We start from the raw sequence: 20,932 nt of genomic DNA on the forward strand, positions 1-20,932 counted from the left end.
TAATAAAAAGTTTTATTTAAAATACTAAGTAATAACCTAACCATAATTTAAATAGCTAGCTATTCTTCTCTAGTAACGAATGAAATCAATCATCACCATTCTGCCAAGTCTTAATGACTGGGACATTTTTTTGCTCTTTAAATTTTGTACCAGTTTCATGATTGCGCGCTTTTTCAAAAACATCACTAGACTTGGTGTCATCTCCATCAACTGTGTCTAGAATTGACCCAGCTTCATCCAATGTAAAGTGAACATTGGCTTCAATCCATTCACGTCGCGGATCAACTTTATCACCCATCAACGTAGTAACACGTTTTTCAGCTAAAACAGCGTCATCAATTTTAACACGTATTAGTGTTCTTGATTCAGGGTCCATTGTTGTTTCCCATAATAACGGTGCATTCATCTCACCAAGTCCCTTGAAACGTGTTAATTCATAACGCGCATCACTCTGACTCGTAATCGATTCTAACTCATCATTAGTCCAAGCAAATTGGTCTTCCATTTTCTTGGAAGAGTACTTGACGCGGTATAATGGTGGTAAGGCGATGTAGACACGCCCAGCTTCAATTAATGGCTGCATATACTTATAAAAGAATGTTAGTAGTAAGGTTTGAATGTGCGCGCCATCATCATCGGCATCTGTCATAATGATAATTTTGTTAAATGAAGCATCTTCAACTTTAAAATCAGTTCCAACACCGCCACCAATAGCATAAATTAATGTTGATATTTCTTCATTTTTTAAAATATCTACTAACTTAGCTTTTTCAGTGTTTAGCACTTTTCCACGTAGTGGCAAAATGGCTTGGAATTTACGGTCACGTCCTTGCTTTGCAGAGCCCCCAGCTGAATCACCCTCGACTAGAAAGAGCTCATTTTTATCAGCATTTTTAGACTGGGCAGGTGCTAACTTCCCGGAAAGCAGGCGATCTTTCGCACCCTTAGTTTTACCAGTGCGACTTTCATCACGGGCGCGACGAGCGGCTTCTCGAGCTTCGCGCGCGCGAAGTGCCTTACGGATTAAGTTTTGTCCGAAGTCCCCGTTTTCCATTAAGAAGCGTCCAAGAGTTTCATTAACAACGGAGTCAACAATACCACGTGCCTCTGGCGTTCCAAGTTTATCTTTGGTCTGTCCCTCAAACTGCAAAAACTGTTCTGGAACACGCAATGAAATAACAGCTGATAATCCTTCACGGACATCCGTGCCTTCTAAGTTTTTATCTTTATCTTTTAGTAAGTTAACTTTTCGTGCATATTCATTAAAAGCCTTTGTCCACGCAGTTCGAAAACCAACTTCGTGGGTTCCACCATCCTGTGTACGGACATTGTTAACAAATGAAAGAAGTGTTTCAGAGTAACCATCATTGTACTGCGCTGCAACATCAACAACAATACCCTCTTGTTCACCCTCAAAGGTCATAACTGGTCCGATAGTTTCTTTGTCTTCGTTCAGAAAACCAACAAACGCTTCAAGACCTTTTTCATAATGATATTCTTCAACACGAATTGGATCAACTCTTTCGTCGGTTAGCGTAAATTTAACACCACTCATCAAGAATGACGATTCACGCAAACGTTCTGCTAAAATATCAAATTTATACACTGTAGCACTAAAAATTGTCGCATCTGGCTTGAAAGTAACCGTTGTCCCTGTTGGTTCCTTAGTTTTACCTAAATCTCGTAAAGTACCAACTGGATTACCACCATTCACGAATTCCTCTTGCCACTTGTGACCTTCACGAACAATGGTTACCGTTAAACTCTCCGACAATGCATTAACAACAGAAGAACCAACACCGTGTAACCCACCTGAAGTCGCATAGCCACCTTGCCCAAACTTTCCGCCGGCATGTAAAACTGTTAAAATAACTTCTGGTGTAGGTTTACCAGACTCATGCATGCCAATTGGCATCCCGCGACCAAAGTCTTGTACGGTGATGGCGTTATTATCATGTATCGTAACGCGAATTTCATTTCCATAGCCACCAAGCGCTTCATCGACAGCATTGTCAACGATTTCATAGACTAAGTGGTGCAAGCCACGGCCATCTGTTGAACCGATATACATTCCTGGGCGTTTACGAACGGCCTCAAGCCCTTCTAAAATTTTTATTGAATCTGAATCATAATGATTTTTTTCTGGCATATTAATCTATCCTTCGATACACGAACCAGTGTTCGTGCGCTAATGTCAATCTATTTTATCATAGATGAAAACTTTGTTTCTGACAAGTGTCAATATTTTATTTTCAATAAGTTATGCCATATACTACTTAAATATATGGTAAACTTGTACTTGCTTTTATATTAAAGGGGTTTTTTATGTTTACTACTATATTAATGTTTGTACTCTCTTACTTGATTGGATCTCTGGTGCCAGGATTTTGGGTAGGTAAAATATTTTACCATAAAGATATTCGCGATGAGGGATCAGGTAACATTGGTACCACCAATTCATTCCGTGTTTTGGGTATCCGAGCTGGCATAACTGTGCTAGCACTTGATATGCTTAAAGGTACGGCAGCAGGTTTGCTTCCCTTATTATTCCATAGTAGCATTAATCCAATGTTAGTGGGTATTGGTGCTATACTGGGACACACGTTCTCCATCTGGATTGGCTTTAAAGGTGGTAAAGCGGTTGCTACTTCAGCTGGTGTATTACTTGCATATAATCCCATATTTTTCATCATTATCATTAGTATTTTCGTTATTTTATTATCAATTAGTTCAATGGTATCTCTGAGCTCTATGATTAGTTTCTCATGCGCCGTCCTAATATCACTATACTATCATGATTGGATACTAACGATAGTTACTACCATATTAACAATTTTTGTTTTCTACCGCCATCGTACAAATATTTCCCGAATCAGAAATGGTACAGAAAGTACTATACCATTTGGGTGGTATTATAACCACAAGAAAAGCGCTCATTGAGCGCTTTTTGTGTCGAATAAAATTGTCACCGGTCCATCGTTTGTTAAGCTAACTTGCATATCCGCTCCAAACTCTCCAGTTTCAACCTGTAATCCACTTTTCCTTAATGCCGCATTGAATTGGTCATACATAACAGTCGCCAATTCTGGTGCCCCTGCTTTGGTAAAACTTGGACGATTTCCTTTTTTAGTATCAGCAAACAACGTAAACTGTGAGATAGATAAAATAGCACCCGAAACGTCTTCAATACTACGATTCATACGGCCACTTTCATCTTCAAAAATTCGTAAATTATGTATTTTCCGAACTAAATAATCTATATCTGCTTGCTCGTCACCATCAGCAACGCCAACTAACAATAAATATCCTTTGTTAATTGCTCCTTTTACTTGGTCATCAATTTTAACACTAGCTTTGCTTACGCGTTGCAACACAACTTTCATACTATCTCCATTCTAAAAGTACATTTACTTGCTAACATCATACGTGAAAAACGATATCCTATCAAGGGTTTCCAAACGTCTTTCACTTTTTATCATAAAAAGCCTCAAAATTGTTTCAATTGAGGCTTACCAATATCTTTTGACATATTTTAATGAAATGTGCGTTCCACATCGTATACTGCTGGTAGGTTGTTTAGAGAATCCATAATTGCTGTCAACTGTTCTGAATTTTTGACACCAATTGATAGAGAAACTTGCGCCATTCCGTTTTTTGTCACATGACCGTTAACAGAATTAACATAGCGCGTTCGTCCATTAACACTACGAAGTACATCGTTTAGCAATCCGCCACGATTTTCACCATGCACAGTCAAATCGGCATCATAATTAGGTTTTGACCCATTTTCATCTTCCCACTGTACATCCACAAGACGTTGTCCTTGAAGCTGAGCTGCTCGAATATTTGGGCACCCCACACGATGAACAGAAATACCACGTCCCTTTGTGATATAACCTTTAACATCGTCTCCTGGAACTGGCGTACAACATCGACCTAAACGTACTAATAAATTATCCACTCCTGCAATAACGATATCATCAGCCGTTGATTTTTGTCGTTTGGTAAAAGCTGTTTCGTCACGGGTAATTTCGTGACCTTCCTCCAGCATTTCACGCTGTAATTCTGCTGTAGCAGCTTCTTCATTAGCCTCACGTATTTTTTCGGTTAATTTATTAGCCACACCAGGTACAGCAATATCGCCAAAGCCTATTGCTGCCAACATATCATCTGGCGTATGATAGTGCATCTTATCTGCGGTTTCTTGAATATTTTCCGTCGTCAGAATATCAGAGGGATTGAAATTATTGTCTCTCAAATTTTTTGATAACAATTCACGCGCTGCGGCGATGTTGTCTTCCCTATCCAACTGCTTAAAATACTGCTTAATTTTGTTTCGTGCTCGGCGTGTTGAAACAATCTCCAACCAGTCACGGCTTGGTTTAGCATTAGCAGAAGTGATAATTTCGATAATATCACCGGTTTTTATTTTATAATCCAGTGGTACAATTCGACCATTTATTTTTGCACCAGTTGTTTTAATCCCGATATTTGTATGGATTGAAAACGCCATATCCAATGGTCCGGCACCTTTAGCCAGTTCGAACACATCACCACGAGGTGTAAACGCATAAACACGATCAGAAAACAAATCACCCGTTACACCATCCATAAAGTCTTCGGCATTTTTGGCATTTTCTTGCAGTTCCAATATGCCTTGGATGACATTTAAAGCTTGCTGACTGTTATCATCAACATTTGCCTCTTTATTTGAGCCCCGATTTTTTTTATATGCCCAATGTGCAGCCACTCCATATTCAGCCACTTCATGCATATGATGCGTACGAATTTGCACTTCCAATGGACGTCCATCAGGACCAATAACTGTGGTATGTAAACTTTGATATCCGTTCGCTTTTGGCAAAGCAATATAATCTTTAAAACGGCCAGGAATCGGTGTCCATTTTGAGTGTATTGCTCCTAATACAGCATAAGTGTCCGGAATCGAATTCGTTAATACGCGAACAGCCAACAAATCATAAATTTCTTCAAAAGCCTTATGCTTATCCACCATTTTTCGATAAATTGAATAAATATGCTTTGGACGACCATACACATCAACATGACTTAATTCAAGATCTTTTATCGCACCATTAATTTGGTCTACTGCTTCCTGTACGTAACTAATTCGTTCTTCGCGCTTCATATTCATCAGTGAAGCAATATGATAATATTGCTCGGGATCAATATAACTTAACGATAAGTCTTCAAGTTCCCACTTGATCGTACTAATACCAAGGCGGTCAGCCAGTGGCGCATAGATTTCCAATGTTTCTTTTGCTATGCGCTTTTGTTTTTCTTCACGTAAAGCGCCTAAAGTACGCATATTGTGCAAACGATCGGCTAACTTAACAATAATCACACGTATGTCTTTTGACATAGCTAAAAGCAACTTGCGATGGTTTTCTGCAAGCTGTTCTTGTGAACTTTGATATTGAATTTTACTAATTTTCGTTACACCATCAATAATTTGGGCAATTGTTTCACCAAAATTATCTCGAACATCCTGTAACGTGGCCGTCGTATCCTCAACAACATCATGAAGATAGCCTGAGATAACCGTTGCCGTATCCATCTTCAGTTCTGCCAAAATACCAGCAACTTGAATTGGATGAATAATATATGGTTCCCCAGACTTACGCTTCTGCTCCTTGTGCAACTCTGACGCCCATTCGTAGGCCTTTTTAACATTTTCTGTATCTGATTCAGACATGTATTGTCCGACCATATCGAGGACTTCCGGCCCTGTATAATGCTTTGTCTTTGCCATATTTTAGCGTATAATGTGTGACCATTTATCAATGTTTCGGTGTTTGATACACTACTGTCTTAAGCAAGCTATATCCACTGATTTCAAAGATGTCGCACACAATTCCCTTCATGGATTCCAGAGAGTACAAAATCACTTATCAAAGTGATTTGCACCTTATTAACGCTTTACAATGCGTACTCTCATTATAAGCAAAATTTAATTTTTTCACAAGCCACGTTTAAATTTGTGCACAAGTGGGTCATAAGCGCTAAAATTAAATAATAAACTTTACTTGTTTAATTCTTTAAAAATAGGGAGATAACGTGACTAGTCATGTCAAAAAATCAAGAAAATTCTCTTTGGAGACGTAACGTATTGGTCCTTTGGTTTGGTGTGTTTATGACAGGAATCGCTCTAAGTGAAGTCATGCCATTTCTTTCTTTATACATTGACACCTTAGGCCATTTTAGTAAAAATCAGCTAACATTTTATTCTGGGGCAATTTTCTCTGTGTCATTTTTAGTTATGGCGATTGTGTCCCCTTTATGGGGGAAGCTTGCCGATAGAAAAGGACGCAAATTAATGATGCTTCGTGCTGCACTTGGCATGGCGATTATCCTATTTTTAATGGGATATGTCACCAATGTGTGGCAATTATTCATCCTTCGTGCCCTTCAAGGTGCCACGGGCGGCTATATTTCCAATTCAAATGCCCTAATTGCCACACAAACCCCGAAAGAACACGCCGGTCACGCACTTGGCATCTTGGTAACTGGTATGACAGCTGGTAATTTACTTGGTCCACTATTTGGTGGTACTTTAGCTTCAATCGTTTCATATCGTATGTCTTTTCATATCACCGGTATCATTTTATTTTTGGTATTCATACTGACCATGTTTTTTGTTAAAGAAGAACCTCACGTAGCCCCTGCTGATTCAAGTCCAACGTCAACAGCTGATCTCTGGCACGCACTACCCAACAAACAATTAATTTTTGGACTATTTATTACTACAATGTTAGTACAAACCGTCAATACCTCCATCAATCCCATTATCAGTCTGTTTGTCCGTGAGTTAACAAACAACAGTAATAACACTACCTTTCTCGCCGGTGTCGTGGCAGCAATGCCTGGTATTGCAACAGTTTTTGCAGCACCACAGTTTGGAAAAATTGGTGACCGCGTGGGTACACACAGAATGATAAAAATTGGTTTTTGTATTGCTATCGCTGCATTAGTCCCAACAGCATTTGTAACAAGTGTCTTCATGTTAATGGTATTTCGATTTATTATTGGTATTAGTGATGCTACCATGTTGCCAGCTGTGCAGACCTTACTGTCTAAAAATTCACCCTCAGAAATGACTGGCCGAATCTTCAGCTATAATCAAAGTTTTCAATCAATCGGAAGTGTCATGGGCCCAATGTTTGGTGCCCTAGTAGCCAGTGTATTTGATTATCGAGGTATTTTTATTTTCAGTGCTTTGCTAATTGTATTAAATGCTATTTTGTTTAACTTTAACACCAAATCTTTGAGAAAATAAGCATACAAAAAGGATGAACTTTATGATTCATCCTTTTTGTATGCTTCAAGTTTTCTCAAATCAACAGTTGCTTCGGTCCATCTTTGTAATGGCACATAATCATGGCGCTTATTAAAAGATAATCTTTCTTGTGATAGCACAGCAATACTTTGATTATTTTCTGTCAAAAATACCTGCCCAATATGTTTGTACTTTCCCTTTGTATGTTTTCCAGTTCGCCACCTGTGCAAAGTCGCCCCATCTTTAGGGACATAGTTTCCAGACAGATCCTGCTCAACTACAATACCTGTAAACAAATGTGTTTCATACTTGTCTTTACTCATAATGTTTGATACCCACCCCTAATTCAAATCTTGTGCCGTCAATAGGTTCTGTAGGTTGCAAGTGGAGTTCATAATCAATATTGGAAGCCACTAAGCGGACATCGGTTTGTAGTGTCAATTTGTTAACATTATCCAATAACTTTCTATCTTGCTCCGTCATCCGATCTAACAATGATCGAACTGTCATACGTAGCCACTGAACCTGCATTACTTTACTTATAAACGCAACTTGTCCAAATGGCATAGGACGTAACCATGTATCATAACTGATGTTTGAGACTTCAACATGGTCTACCCAGTTATTACCATTTTGACACCAAATTACCTGATACACGCCCGGATTTTCCAGATGTGTTTGTGTTAGCTCTTTTGGCAAATCAACAATTTGTGGCACAATTCGCATTTCACCGACCATGTGTTGAGTGATGTTAATTGGATAAATTTGATGTCCATCAGAAAATACGTTTAAGGCAAATTCAGTTTGTGTTGTTTCCGGTCCACTTGGTGTATGCTTTTCCTTTGGCAAAATCAACACGTTCTGATTGAGTTCGCGTAAGGCCTTAATTAACTTACGTCGATTCCCTGGAACAATTATGGCTATCGGATTTTCGAGTTCAACAACCTTCATGACGTCTGAAATTTCCAATGGCTCTAAATATTGCTTATCAGCCAAATTTTGCATCAGCGTTGCATCACTAGCGTTATTATTCATAATCACAGTATGGTATTGTAGCCGTCGCAGTTCAGATAAAACAACGGTTGTCGCATAACCACCAGATGCAGCATCCCCTAATCTAAAAGCCCCACTACCGATGACCAGAACAGTATTATCACTTACTTGTTCAGATTCATTTTCTTCTTCGTAAGTCGAGTAATATTGACGCGCGTTCTCTGGAAACTCACCGGCCGATGGTTCTAAAGCTTTATAAGTTGGGTCGATGTTGTGTTCCTTTGTTAAGGCTCGAATAATTTTAAAGTCCGTATCCCAAAAAAGAGCGATTAAGCCATCTGATAAGCCATACCTTTTACCACGCCGTAATGACACAATACTGTCCACATCTTTTTCAATCTCAAGTTCTAATTGCAATAGATGCCTTAATTGATAAAAGTAAAATTCGTCAATATTGGTTAATTCGGCTAACTCGTCAATTTCGTAACCACGTTTTATGGCTTCAATGAGTAACAACACACGATTATCTTCAGGATGAATCAGCTGCTGAATTAATGCATCGTCACTAACATGTGCCATATTTGTTGGTGAAAATGTGGCATTGTTAAAATGTGCCGATCGAATGGCTTTTTCGAGAGCCTCAATGAATGTACGCCCAAACCCAATCGTCGAACCGACAGACTTTTGTATACTATTGAGCTGTCGATTCACTGAAACATTGGATTCTTCTAACTCACCAAATGGAAAAATTGGCAACTTTACCGTGATATGATCCATCATCGGTTCCATCATAGCCATTTTTTGACCAAAATCGTGTGAAAGCACAATGTCTTCCAGCGCAATACCCATCGCCAAGTTAATGGCTACTAGCATTACTGGATATCCAGTTACAAGCGCCATACGACTGGACATTTGATCAATATAGGGTGAAACCTTAATAATATAAATAGCACCAGTTGTATCGTCAAAAGCAAATTGAACGTGCATTACACCTTGTAATTCTAATAAATCAGCCACTTGGAAGGCATACATTCTCATTTTTTCTAAAATTTGGTCTTGGATCGTTAATGTCGGTGACACACTTAACGAATCAGCAGTATGAATGCCAATTGGATCCATGTCCTCGCTGGCACCAATTTTCATCTTGTTCCCGCGAAAATCTCGTAACACTTCCATTCCAATTTCTTTCAACCCATTTATGGCTTTAGAAATAATGATTTCTTGCGTCATTGACTGTGTTTTGGCATTATCAATTGCTTCTTCAAATTCATCTAACCGCTCAACCATCTGACGTGTATTAGTGTTTTTTGGATGCAGAGATCTAATCATTAATGGGACCTGAAGCTCACGTAACAATTCGTTTGCATCGTCTTGCGCTTTGACAACATGGCTTGTGATAACTGGTAAACCAGCTTCTGCCATAAACTTCGTAAAATCAGCAAGATTATTAATCCGTAGTAACATATCAATGCTCAAGCCAAGCGTTTGAGGTACTAAACCGTCACCATGCTCCCATGATTGCACAACATCTGCCCATAGCCTTACCGCACGCACGCCACCAAAAAGTGGTAACACCGTGTCAATATGGTTATGCTTAATAACCTGTTTAATGTTTTCAACTGTCAAAGGCTTCCAAATTGTTTCAGCCGCTAAACTTTCTAGAGACAATGCGTAAGGGTTTTCGTCGATTAGAAAGACATTAATACCATGCCCCTTTAATTCAGGCATGACCTGATAAATGGCTGCATCATGCTCCGATTCAAGACCAAAATCATTTGATCCCGCACCAATGAATAAAATATTTTTAGCTGTGATGTTCGACATAATCTTCTACCGTTTCAAAAAAATCTGCAAATACTGCTGTCGCTTCATATGGTCCTGGAGCTGCATCTGGGAAAAACTGTACACTAAAAGCTGGATAATCACGGTGACGCAATCCTTGTACAGCACCATCTACTAAATCACGATAGGTAACAAACAATTTCTTGTGATCAAGTAATTTTTCATCAACCGCGTACCCTTGTCCCTGCATTGCATAAAAAATTTGCCTAGAAATAATTTCTTGAATAGGATGATTCATGCCGTGATGCTCAGATGGAAGTGCCACCAATGTCGCATCATTTGCTAAAGCAAATAATTCATGACCTAAGCCAATGCCCAGTAACGGCGCCTTTGTTTGTAATACTCTGATCAACGTAAGAACACTTTCTGGCAGTGAACGCGGATCGCCAGGACCTGTAGATAGGATAATGCCATCTGGATCTAAGGTTAATACTTCATCAACACTTGTTGTATATGGTAAAACGGAAACATTGGCATCGTAGTCCCCTAACATGCGAAGAATACCATGTTTTAAACCGAAATCTATTACTACAATGTGACGACCACGCCCGGGGTTAGCATATGGCTTAGAGGTTGCTGTATTCTGTACTTGTTTGTTTGTTAAAACTGTCGCTACTAATTGATCTACTGCGTGATCATCAGCGTAGTCCACAATTGTGGCTTTTTGTGGCCCAGTTTCTCGCAGATGTCTGATCAATTTTCGTGTATCAACTTGATACAACCCAGGAATATTGTGTTGCTTCAGGAAGCGATCCAAATTCATTCGACGTTGTCGATTGACTGAGACCTCAGCCAAATCATGCACAATCATTCCTCTTATCATTGGTTTAACCGATTCATACGCCTCAGCATGAATGCCCGCTGCCCCGATGACAGGCATCGAAAAGACAATCATTTGCCCATCGTAAATTGGATCTGTGATAATTTCTTGATAACCAGTCATGGCCGTATGAAAAATGATTTCCCCAAAAGTGGTGGCAGGTGCACCAAAGCCAAGGCCCTCAAAAACCGTGCCATCTTCTAGGATTAAATGTCTAATCATAAGCTATAATTCTCCAAACTGCTGTATACAAATAGACAGTATTGTATACACCATTAAAGTAACAGATTATCTGTTATTTACTTCCCCACAAAAATATCAATTGATCCTTAGACACCAAAAAAGTTATTAATGAACAATTTCAACTGCATCTTTTCCATCAATTTCTTGCACAAAGACTTTAATTTTTTCATTCTGTGCGGTGGGAATGTTTTTTCCAACAAAGTCTGCTCGAATAGGCAATTCTCTGTGTCCGCGATCCACCAAAACAGCTAGTGAAATCGTTTTAGGACGGCCAATATGAATCAATGCATCCAATGCTGCTCGAATAGTTCGTCCTGTAAACAATACATCGTCAATTAAAACAATATTCTGTTCGGAAATGTTCAATCGCTCTTCTGAGTTCAAACCTAAATCGTTATGCTGGTCAGGTTTATCATCCCGAAAGTTAGTAATGTCAATGGCCATGACCGGAATTTGAACACCTTCTAATTGTTCTAAACGGTCTGCGATACGGCGTGCAAGATACTCGCCACGTGTTTTGATTCCCACCAGAACCAAATTTTTACCACCCTTATTGCGCTCAATTATCTCGTATGTAATACGAGTTAACGCGCGCTGTAATGAGGCATTATCTAAAACTTCTTTATTTGGCATATTCATCTTCCTCTCTATTAATCGGTGTTAATGTTGATAAAGCAAACTCAAAGTAATCTGGTAATGGACTGTCAAATGATAATTCATTGCCTGTTGTAGGTTGCTCTAAAGTCAGTGTCTTAGCATGCAATAATTGCCCATTCAACTGTATACCATCTAGCTTCTGTGCCGTACCGTATACAGGGTCCCCAACAACTGGATGACCAATGTAGCTCATATGCACTCTTATTTGGTGCGTTCTGCCAGTTTCTAAATTCACTTGTAACAGCGTATAACCAGCGTATCGTTTTAAGACATGAAAATGCGTGACAGCCTCACGGCCGCCTTCAATAACTGCTTGTTTTTTTCGATCAATTTTATGACGTCCAATCGGCGCTTCAATTGTTCCTGAATTTTCTGTAAATTCACCACGGACTAGCGCGTAATATATGCGCTGGTTTTTATGAGATTTTAACTGTTCGGATAGTGAACGATGAGCCTTATCGTTTTTTGCGACCATTAGTAGACCGCTAGTATCGCGATCAATGCGATGTACTATTCCAGGTCGGAATTCACCATTGATGGTTGACAATGGTGAATGATGAAGTAATGCGTTCACCAATGTACCAGAACTATGCCCTGCAGCAGGGTGCACGACCATTCCTTGTGGCTTGTTCACAACAATAATATCATCGTCTTCATAAACAATATCAAGCGGAATGTTTTCAGCTTCAATCGTTGTTTCTTGAGCATCAGGTGGTGTAATAGATATTGTATCTCCACTGACAACTTTATATGAGCGTTTTACTTTATGATTGTTAACTAAAATCGTACCGTCCACTAACCAATTTGAGAGTGTAGTACGTGAGTAACTCAGATTTTCTTTCGATAACACAGCATCAACACGCCCAGCTTGATCTGTTATATGAATTAATATTTTATTTGCCATCAGTATCCATGTAATCCTTAATTTGTTGCACAATGTTTTTTGTAAGATAATATTTCCGTTCTCGGTCAGCGCGAACAAATGATAAAATATGACCATTCAACTGCCAATGTTCAATATCTTTCAAAGAAATTTTTTCATACTCTGATAATAACACCCGACCCAAGAAAAGATTGGGTCCAGCGATGTAAACACGTCGACGAACGACTAATAGTACGCCTAATAAAATCATCACCATCATAAACAAAATTGGTAGGATTTCAAGTTTGAAACTCATTTCATCCCAAACGACAATACTACCCATAAAAAATATACCCCACCACAACCAACTAATTTTACCTGTTGAATCCAATGGTTGAAAAAAACCGCGTCTTGGTATCATGTGTTGCCCTTTTCTGTAAACGTATTCAACTAATATTTTACCAGATTTCAATTAAAGGAATATAAAAAGTTACTACTAACAAAGCATAGCTTATTATTATCCTCAATTTGTGATTCGACGACAGCATATAATATTTCAACAAAATTTGTTATACTTTCGGTATACGTTCAATTAAAAGGAACCCTATATGATTACACTATATGTTGACGCAGCACGTGATGTATCTACCGGTCGTTCGTCAGCTGGCGCAGTTTTAATTATTGATAAAGTACAAAAACAGCTAAAAACCGCCTTGAGAAAGACGGTTAACAACCATGAGGCTGAATTTTTGGCAGTTCTTTGGGCATTAAAACAGCTACCTAGCAATGGAAATGTACAAATATATAGTGATTCAAAAATCGTAACCGATGCCTTGCATAAATCTTATGCAAAACACTACCAAGGTCTTGTTGATGAGATCAATCTACAATTGACACCATACCATCTAGTTTTAATCAATTGGGTTCCAGAAAAAGAAAATCGCGGAGCTCATAATTTAGCTTTGCAAGCACTAAAAAACGCGAACCATTAAAGTTCGCGTTTTTTAATCGTTTACAATACAAGTTGGTACGCCCACCGAACACCATTAATTTCTTCTCCCTCATTAATGTGTACAATGCCACGCTTCTCAAATCCATTACCTGTGATGACAGCTTGCATTGGTAAGTTACCTGGATGAGTATCAATTCGAAAATCGCTTGTACCGTTTTCATAGAAAAACGTCAAAATAGCAGTCATGAATCGCTGTGCTAATTTTTGCCCTCGATACTTATCAAGAATAGCAAAGCGATGAATGCCAATGTAATCCGTTTCAGAATTAAGCCATTTGCCATCCTCTATCAGCGTATATATCGGATCTTCACCTGCTAATATTGCTGTATATCCCGCAACTTGATGATCCACAACCAACACGAATCCTCTTTGCAATGCTAAATCTTCCTCAATCGTATCTTGATTGGGATATCCCGATTGCCACTGTGAAAGTCCTTGTTCTTTCAGATAATAACGGGCATTATTAATGATTGATACAATTGATTTTATATCCTCCTCATGCGCCCGTCGCATATAAACTGATGTCATATTCCCGTCCTTATAATTAGAAATAATTTATTTTATCATAAAAATTATAATAGGACAATCATAAAATTTTTACCGTTCTCTTTTCTTCACAATAACTTTCCAAACGATTCATAGCTGTTTCTAGCATGTCCAAAGACGCCGCATAACTAATTCGTACATATCCTGCACCGCCCGGGCCAAATCCTGATCCAGGAACGACTGCCAATTGTTGCCTATCAACCAGGTCATAAGCAAACTCCACGTCATTTTGGTTTAAATCTACAGGTATTTTAGCAAACATATAAAATGCGCCACTTGGTGTTGCCATTTCAAACCCTAGTTTTGTCATTTTTTCAACTAGGTAGTCCCGTCGTTTTTTATATTGCTCTTTCATCCATAACGTATCGTCCTTACTTTCTGCACTTTTAAATGCTTCAGTAGCCGCTGCCATTGCAGGATTTGAAGGTGTCATTATGACAAAACCGTGCACCATATTAATTTTCTTCATTAAAGCCGCAGGACCCGCCAAAATACCGATTCGATATCCTGTCATGGCATGGGACTTTGATACGCCATTAATAACAATTGTTTGTTCAGGTAAAATGCTTGCCATTGAAACGTGAGGTGCATCATAGCTCAATTCAGAATAGATTTCGTCTGAAATGATTAAAATATTTGTTTCTCGTACCACGTCTGCTAAATCTTTCAACTGTTCTGCTGTGTAGGTCACGCCAGTTGGATTAGAAGGATTAGTGATAATAATTGCTTTGATATGATCTTCGGTAGCAATGATTTCACGTAAATGGTCTGGCGTTAGTACAAACTTGTCTTCCGAGACGTCAATAAACACTGGGTGACCACCATTTATGCGTGTCATTTCAGCATACACTGGATAGGCGGGCGTCGGGATTAGAATCTTATCATCTGGATTCAAAATTGCTGCCAATAATGTATAAAGACCTTCTGTGGCACCAACTGTTGTAATGATTTCTTCAGCTGGGTCATAATCAAGCCCATACCGATCATTTAAAAAGTCACTAGCTGCTTGACGTAGTGTTTTCTTTCCTGCTGAAACTGAATAATGTGAATCATCTGCACTAATTGCAGCTAAGGCAGCGTCTTTAATATGCTGAGGAACTGAAAAATCTGGCTCACCAATTGTTAGTTTCAGAATATTAGGAATGTCACTAACTTTTTCATCGAATGAATGGATTGGGCTAGGCTTTACTTTATTTAAATTATCATTAAAAATACCGACTTGTTCTAACTTTGACTTAATCATATTGAATCCTCATTTCATTATTGCTTTATTCTAACAATGATGAATTATTTTTTCACGAAAATATTGTACAAAGAAAAAAATTATCATTGGTCATATCGCACAAGTAGTTACCATGAAAATAAAAACAAGAGATCAATGATCTCTTGTTTTTTATTTAACACGCTTACCCCAATACTGGAAATAATCGACACGCAATGCCCCATTATATAGTTTGCGTCGTTTTGTTGATTTTTCACCGTAAGATTTTTCAAATTCCAAGTCGCTAGTTAAAATATACTTACTCCAACTTGGTAGATTACGATAGACCGTACCCATTTGCTCGTATAACTCACGGGCGGCTTCAAGTTCACCTAAACGTTCACCATAGGGCGGATTAGTCACTAGTACACCGTTAAGTTTATCAGTTGTCCAGTCTTTAGCAGCTAACTGTTTGAAAGTGATATCCTGACCAAGTCCCGCATGTTTTGCGTTTTCTCTGGCAATATCAACCATATTTTCGTCAATATCAAAGCCTTCAATATCAAGAGTGCGGTCATAATCAGCTTGCGCTTCAGCCGCATCACGCACTTCGTCTGACAATTTTTTATCAAACCAGTCCATGCTCTCAATATCAAAATCACGAATTAATCCAGGTGCGATATTACGACCAATTAATGCTGCCTCAATCGCAATCGTTCCGGACCCAGTGGTTGGGTCAACAAATGGACGATCTGGGTGCCAATTTGTCAGCAAAACTAATGCCGCCGCAAAGTTTTCTTTTAATGGTGCACCACCCTTATTCACACGATAGCCACGCTTAAATAAGGACTCCCCTGTTGTATCCAAAGTAACCATAACGTGATCTTTATCAATCATCACTTCAAGTTGTGCAAAATAACCGTTCTCAGGCAAGCGTGTTCGAATATGATAAGCTTCTTGCAATCTATTAACGATTGCTTTTTTAGTGATGGCTTGCACATCTGGCACACTAAATAACTCAGACTTTTTTGAACGTCCAGCAACGGGAAATTCTGAATCATAGTTCAAATAATCTTCCCATGGTAAGGCTTTAACGCCCTCAAACAGTTGATCAAATGTCGTTGCATCAAATTCACCCACAATAATCTTAATTCGATCCGCTGTACGAAGCCAAACGTTAGTATTCAATATATCTTTTTGTGTACCGTCAAAACGTACTCGATAATTTTCAACTTGATGCTCATAGCCCAAGCGTTCTAGTTCTTTACCAACAAGAGATTCCAATCCTGCTGCTGCTGTCGCCATTAAATGATATGTTTTTTCCATGATTTTCCTTTATAATTAGCGTATGAGATTAACTGATTTAGAAGATTTAACACAATATATGTCACTTGATACAAAACTATTAGTGCAAACTGAGGACTTTGTTAATCAGGTGACAGCGATAAAATATGCAAATAATCATTCGGATATTATATTACTAACTAACGATCAGACTAATGTCATGACACTATCACAACTATTCGCGCGTTTGCGTACACTACCGGCTAATACTATTCTTCTCACAGAAAATAATCAACCCATTTTTGGTTTTCATCTTGATAATCAATACAATATTATTTTTAAATAATTAATCAATAATATTGTTATACGTTACACCACGTCTGCGCTGCTTGGAGACCTGCGCTGCCTGTGGTGTAGTAATGTTGTCACGTTGCCAATTGGCCAAAATTGTTTCAATATAACGCAAACTACGGGCATTATTTGCAACAGCCTCTTGAATGGCCAATAACATCATCACTGGCTCAAAATGATCTTGATCGAACCAATGCCCAACAGTTTGCATTTCCATTGGTGATAATGGACGCCCAAATTCTGCCTCTAACGTCTGCATAATTTCACGACGAGCACTTTTACCATCTGACACAATTTCCGACCGTTGTGTGGTTTGACCATCTAATAGCTTTTCGTATAATGGTGTAAAATCATAAGTTTCAGTCTGAATACTGCCACCTACCACCTGCATCAAATCTCGTCTTATCAAACTCTGCAAGCGCGTAATAACAATTTTCTCGGTCGTGTGCATTACTTGGGCAATAGCTGCCGGTGTAGCTTGATCTCCCCGCCCTTGAATGCGCTCCACCTGCATATACAATGCTAAATCATCATTATCTAGACCAACATCTTGATAATGTAACAACAAGTCATTACTTACGCCAGTGTTACCAGCCTGAATATACTGTTGTAATCTTTTTTCTAACGTCATATTTCCTCGGTTTTAAAAACGTCCAAATAAATTGGACGTTTTTCTTATATAAATAGTGTATCACATTCGAATAAGAATACTATGCTACAAAACTATGTTTAAGGACGTAATCGGTTGGTCATTCGTGGAAATGGAATAGCTTCACGAATATGCTCCTCGCCGGTTACAAATGTCACCATACGTTCCAACCCCAAGCCAAATCCTGAATGCGGCACTGAACCGTACTTACGCAAATCAAGGTACCAAGCATACTCATCCATGTTCAACCCTAATTTTTCAATTTCATTCTTCAGGTAGTCATAATCCGTCTCACGTTCTGATCCACCTATAATTTCTCCATAACCTTCTGGAGCTAATAAATCAGCTGAAACAACAATGTCGTCTCGTGTTTTATGGCGCTTCATGTAGAATGGCTTAATTGCTTTTGGAAAATTAACAATAAACACGGGTTTAGCAAAATGATTAGCCAAGAACGTTTCTTCGGGTGAACCAAAATCAACGCCCCACTCCACATCAAAATCATTATCTTGTAATAATTTGACTGCATCATCATAGCTCACACGTGGATATGGTAACTGTGTATATGACCGAAGTAGGTCCTTGTCACGCTTGAGAATGTCAAGTTCTTGATCATTATTCTCGAGCACCCTTGAGATCAAGAAAGCAATATAACGTTCTTGAAGTTTCAAGCTTTCCTCTTGATCCATAAAGGCCATTTCAGGTTCAATCATCCAAAACTCAGTCAAATGACGCCTCGTCTTAGACTTTTCTGCACGAAATGTTGGCCCAAATGTAAATACTTTACCAAACGCCATTGCGCCAGCTTCAGCATATAATTGACCAGTTTGCGACAAGAATGCTGGTTCGCCAAAATAATCCGTTTCAAATAATTCAGTCGTTCCTTCTGGTGCGGATCCAGTCAACACAGGAGCATCTAATTTCGTAAAGCCTTCTTTGTTAAAGAACTCGTATGTTGCTGCAACAAGTGTATTACGAATTTTTAGAGTAGCAAACGGCTTCAGATGGCGTAAGTACAAATGACGTTCGTCAAACAAAAATTCAGTCCCATGCTCTTTAGGTGTAATTGGATAGTCATGACTTTCACCAATTACTTTAATATCGGAAACAGCCATTTCATAACCGAAAGATGAACGAGCATCTTCATGAATTTCACCAGTAACATATATACTAGTTTCCTGCTTCAAACTTTTAGCAGTTTCAAACACTTCTTCTGACACGTCAGCTTTAGCAACAACCCCTTGGAAGAAGGCTGTGCCATCACGTAATTGTAAGAATGCAATTTTGCCACTACCACGCTTTTGACGGAGCCAAGCTCCAATAGTCACTGTCTTTCCAACAAAGTTTTTTGCATCAATAATCTTAATTTTAGGTATTTCTTCAGTCATCACTATATTAATCTTTCGTATATTTTTTAAAGAATTGCGTCAAACGTAAAACTGCTTCATTAAGGGTATCTTGATCTTTAGCATAACTCAAGCGCAAATATCCTGGCATGCCGAATCCCTCACCGGCAGGCAAAGCAACATGTGCTTCTTCCAAAATTTTCGTTGATAATTCAACAGTATTACTTACGCCAACAAGTTTCATTAATTTTTCATCAACTTGTGGAAATAAATAAAAGGCACCTTGCGGCTTTATATCAACATGTACACCATTAATTTTGTTTACTGCGTCAAAAGTCGTATTTAACCGTTGTTCAAAGGCTTTGCGCATTTTTTCAACGGTATCTTGCTCCCCACTCAATGCCTCAATTGCTGCATATTGAGCCGCAACTGTCGGATTGGAAGTCATGTGTCCCAATAACTTATTCATCGCCGAAATAATTTCTGAACTTGCTAGAGTCCAACCTATACGCCATCCTGTCATTGAGTACGCCTTAGATACACCATCCACAATAATCATAGCACTGTTTTCAAGAGGTTGTAACTGTAGCCCAGATGTAAACTCAGCGCCATTATAAACAAGTTGACCATATATTTCGTCTAAAATAACATAGGCCCCATGTGTATTTGCCCAATCTAGAATGTCTTGAATCTCTTGTCTACTGTAGACTTGCCCAGTTGGATTGGTAGGAGAATTAACAATAACCAACTTAACTGTTTTTTTAATTTTGTCCAAATTTGAAACGGTTAACTTCATCGACGAGCTTTCCGGATGAACTTCTATCAGTTCACCTCCAGCTAGCTTGATTTGTTCAACATAACTTACCCACTCCGGAGCAGCAGTAACAACTGTGTCACCAGGATTCAGTAAAACCTGCATCAATACATACAGTGATAATTTTGCGCCTGTCGTTACGGAAACATTTTGAGTAGTAATACCTGCTTCATATCGCTGACCAACATTTTCAACAATCGCTTGCTTTAATGCAGGTAACCCACTGGCTGGTGTATAAAAACTTGTTTTTTGTGCTTGAATCGCTTCAATAGCTGCATCAGAAATATTTTTAGGTGTTTGAAAATCAGGTTCACCTACACCTAAATTAATGACATCGATACCCTCTGCTTGCATTTGTTTAGCAAGGGCGTTCATAGCTAACGTTGGAGAAGCAGTTATGGCATTCACACGATTCGAAAAAGTCTTCACTTTGTAGTTACCTCTTACATACCTGAAATGGCACGATACGTCTTTCCTGATTTAAAGTCTAATGTTAAATAATTCAATTTATTGTCCTGCCCTTTATAACTAATTTCCCAAACTAATACCCCTTGGTATTCACTAATATTAGCCGAATATAACTTTTTCGGCTTGTATTTGTTAGTTATCAGTTTTTTGAGCTGACTATCTGTCATCCCCGATGAACGATTATATGTTTTTATTTTATTATTGCGAACAATTGCAACTTTTTGAGTACCAGTCGTTGTTTGCCCTAGAACGGCATAAGTGGTCGTCTTTCGATAGTTAACAGATACTTGTGTTACTGTTGCAATGCTTGTCTTCTCACGTACTAATTTTTCAACTCTATTTTCTGCCTGGCGCATTGGGGCTAATGAAACGTAAAAATACCCCAAAATAAAGGCTGCTAGGATAATCAGAATACCGATTACTATGAACCAAAAGTGCGCCCAATGAATGCGCGCTTGGCGATGTCGCTGGCGGATTCGAATATCATCTTTAAATTGTATCATTTTTTGAACCCTCCATGATGGCACGTACACATGATATTATACCAAAA

20 protein-coding genes are annotated in these 20,932 nt (G+C 38.7%); 4 read left to right on the forward strand and 16 right to left on the reverse strand.

Going from position 1 to position 20,932, the window contains the following annotated elements; translation table 11 throughout:
- Window positions 1-85 precede the first annotated feature (85 nt).
- The gene (gene parE / locus A6B45_RS06535; RefSeq protein ID WP_072613867.1) at window positions 86-2,149 is read right to left on the reverse strand and encodes a DNA topoisomerase IV subunit B; all 2,064 of its coding nucleotides are present in this window, start codon (window positions 2,147-2,149) and stop codon (window positions 86-88) included.
- Window positions 2,150-2,325: 176 nt separating this feature from the next.
- On the opposite strand from parE, the gene plsY reads away from it, so the two are divergent.
- Window positions 2,326-2,940: a glycerol-3-phosphate 1-O-acyltransferase PlsY gene (gene plsY, locus A6B45_RS06540; RefSeq protein WP_072613868.1), complete on the forward strand. Its 615-nt coding sequence runs from the start codon at window positions 2,326-2,328 to the stop codon at window positions 2,938-2,940.
- Here the strand turns inward: plsY and dtd are convergent.
- Complete coding sequence (gene dtd, locus A6B45_RS06545; RefSeq protein ID WP_072613869.1) at window positions 2,934-3,383, reverse strand: D-aminoacyl-tRNA deacylase; 450 nt, start codon at window positions 3,381-3,383, stop codon at window positions 2,934-2,936. The genes plsY and dtd overlap by 7 nt on opposite strands.
- Before the next feature lie 149 nt (window positions 3,384-3,532).
- Window positions 3,533-5,770, reverse strand: a complete 2,238-nt coding sequence (locus A6B45_RS06550; RefSeq protein ID WP_072613870.1) for a RelA/SpoT family protein — start codon at window positions 5,768-5,770, stop codon at window positions 3,533-3,535.
- A 315-nt stretch (window positions 5,771-6,085) separates the two neighbouring features.
- Here A6B45_RS06550 and A6B45_RS06555 point away from each other — a divergent pair, with 315 nt between their 5' ends.
- Window positions 6,086-7,294, forward strand: a complete 1,209-nt coding sequence (locus A6B45_RS06555) for a multidrug efflux MFS transporter (RefSeq protein WP_072613871.1) — start codon at window positions 6,086-6,088, stop codon at window positions 7,292-7,294.
- Window positions 7,295-7,314: 20 nt separating this feature from the next.
- Here A6B45_RS06555 and A6B45_RS06560 read toward each other — a convergent pair whose 3' ends face one another.
- From A6B45_RS06560 to A6B45_RS06585, 6 genes are all read right to left on the reverse strand, one after another.
- Window positions 7,315-7,617: a DUF7671 family protein gene (locus A6B45_RS06560; protein ID WP_072613872.1), complete on the reverse strand. Its 303-nt coding sequence runs from the start codon at window positions 7,615-7,617 to the stop codon at window positions 7,315-7,317.
- The gene (locus A6B45_RS06565) at window positions 7,610-10,111 is read right to left on the reverse strand and encodes a carbamoyl phosphate synthase preATP-grasp domain-containing protein (protein ID WP_072613873.1); all 2,502 of its coding nucleotides are present in this window, start codon (window positions 10,109-10,111) and stop codon (window positions 7,610-7,612) included. Before A6B45_RS06565 ends, A6B45_RS06560 begins: the two co-directional genes overlap by 8 nt.
- On the reverse strand, window positions 10,092-11,171 hold the full coding sequence (locus A6B45_RS06570; protein ID WP_072613874.1) for a carbamoyl phosphate synthase small subunit: 1,080 nt from the start codon (window positions 11,169-11,171) through the stop codon (window positions 10,092-10,094). The genes A6B45_RS06565 and A6B45_RS06570 overlap by 20 nt, the downstream gene beginning before the upstream one ends.
- 126 nt (window positions 11,172-11,297) lie before the next feature.
- Window positions 11,298-11,825, reverse strand: a complete 528-nt coding sequence (gene pyrR / locus A6B45_RS06575) for a bifunctional pyr operon transcriptional regulator/uracil phosphoribosyltransferase PyrR (protein WP_011680067.1) — start codon at window positions 11,823-11,825, stop codon at window positions 11,298-11,300.
- Window positions 11,815-12,753 carry an RluA family pseudouridine synthase gene (locus A6B45_RS06580; RefSeq protein ID WP_072613875.1) on the reverse strand — a complete coding sequence of 313 codons (939 nt, stop codon included), beginning with the start codon at window positions 12,751-12,753 and terminating at the stop codon, window positions 11,815-11,817. The genes pyrR and A6B45_RS06580 overlap by 11 nt, the downstream gene beginning before the upstream one ends.
- Window positions 12,743-13,132 (reverse strand): EbsA family protein, encoded by a 390-nt coding sequence (locus A6B45_RS06585; RefSeq protein WP_072613876.1) that lies wholly within the window; start codon window positions 13,130-13,132, stop codon window positions 12,743-12,745. The genes A6B45_RS06580 and A6B45_RS06585 overlap by 11 nt, the downstream gene beginning before the upstream one ends.
- A 187-nt stretch (window positions 13,133-13,319) precedes the next feature.
- Here A6B45_RS06585 and A6B45_RS06590 point away from each other — a divergent pair, with 187 nt between their 5' ends.
- A complete protein-coding gene (locus A6B45_RS06590) occupies window positions 13,320-13,703 on the forward strand; it encodes a ribonuclease HI family protein (RefSeq protein WP_072613877.1) in 384 nt (127 codons plus the stop codon).
- Between the two features lie 20 nt (window positions 13,704-13,723).
- Here the strand turns inward: A6B45_RS06590 and A6B45_RS06595 are convergent, their stop codons facing one another.
- The 3 genes from A6B45_RS06595 to A6B45_RS06605 all read right to left on the reverse strand — a co-directional run bounded on the left by A6B45_RS06595 (window position 13,724) and on the right by A6B45_RS06605 (window position 16,796).
- Window positions 13,724-14,251 (reverse strand): GNAT family N-acetyltransferase, encoded by a 528-nt coding sequence (locus A6B45_RS06595; protein WP_081371175.1) that lies wholly within the window; start codon window positions 14,249-14,251, stop codon window positions 13,724-13,726.
- 58 nt (window positions 14,252-14,309) lie between these two features.
- The gene (locus tag A6B45_RS06600; RefSeq protein ID WP_072613878.1) at window positions 14,310-15,512 is read right to left on the reverse strand and encodes an aminotransferase class I/II-fold pyridoxal phosphate-dependent enzyme; all 1,203 of its coding nucleotides are present in this window, start codon (window positions 15,510-15,512) and stop codon (window positions 14,310-14,312) included.
- A gap of 150 nt (window positions 15,513-15,662) precedes the next feature.
- Window positions 15,663-16,796: a THUMP domain-containing class I SAM-dependent RNA methyltransferase gene (locus A6B45_RS06605; protein WP_072613879.1), complete on the reverse strand. Its 1,134-nt coding sequence runs from the start codon at window positions 16,794-16,796 to the stop codon at window positions 15,663-15,665.
- A gap of 22 nt (window positions 16,797-16,818) precedes the next feature.
- Between A6B45_RS06605 and A6B45_RS06610 the strand changes: the two genes are divergently transcribed.
- Window positions 16,819-17,100: a hypothetical protein gene (locus A6B45_RS06610; RefSeq protein ID WP_072613880.1), complete on the forward strand. Its 282-nt coding sequence runs from the start codon at window positions 16,819-16,821 to the stop codon at window positions 17,098-17,100.
- Here the strand turns inward: A6B45_RS06610 and A6B45_RS06615 are convergent, their stop codons facing one another.
- From A6B45_RS06615 to A6B45_RS06630, 4 genes are all read right to left on the reverse strand, one after another.
- Window positions 17,101-17,736, reverse strand: coding sequence for a DnaD domain-containing protein (locus A6B45_RS06615; protein WP_002815059.1), 636 nt, complete (start codon window positions 17,734-17,736; stop codon window positions 17,101-17,103).
- 98 nt (window positions 17,737-17,834) lie between these two features.
- Window positions 17,835-19,142 carry an asparagine--tRNA ligase gene (gene asnS / locus A6B45_RS06620; RefSeq protein WP_072613881.1) on the reverse strand — a complete coding sequence of 436 codons (1,308 nt, stop codon included), beginning with the start codon at window positions 19,140-19,142 and terminating at the stop codon, window positions 17,835-17,837.
- Between the two features lie 7 nt (window positions 19,143-19,149).
- Window positions 19,150-20,343: a pyridoxal phosphate-dependent aminotransferase gene (locus A6B45_RS06625; RefSeq protein WP_081371176.1), complete on the reverse strand. Its 1,194-nt coding sequence runs from the start codon at window positions 20,341-20,343 to the stop codon at window positions 19,150-19,152.
- 14 nt (window positions 20,344-20,357) lie between these two features.
- Window positions 20,358-20,885 (reverse strand): hypothetical protein, encoded by a 528-nt coding sequence (locus A6B45_RS06630; protein WP_036091481.1) that lies wholly within the window; start codon window positions 20,883-20,885, stop codon window positions 20,358-20,360.
- Between the last annotated feature and the right edge of the window lie 47 nt (window positions 20,886-20,932).

This window comes from Leuconostoc suionicum, from assembly GCF_001891125.1.
Taxonomy (GTDB): Bacteria; Bacillota; Bacilli; order Lactobacillales; family Lactobacillaceae; genus Leuconostoc; species Leuconostoc suionicum.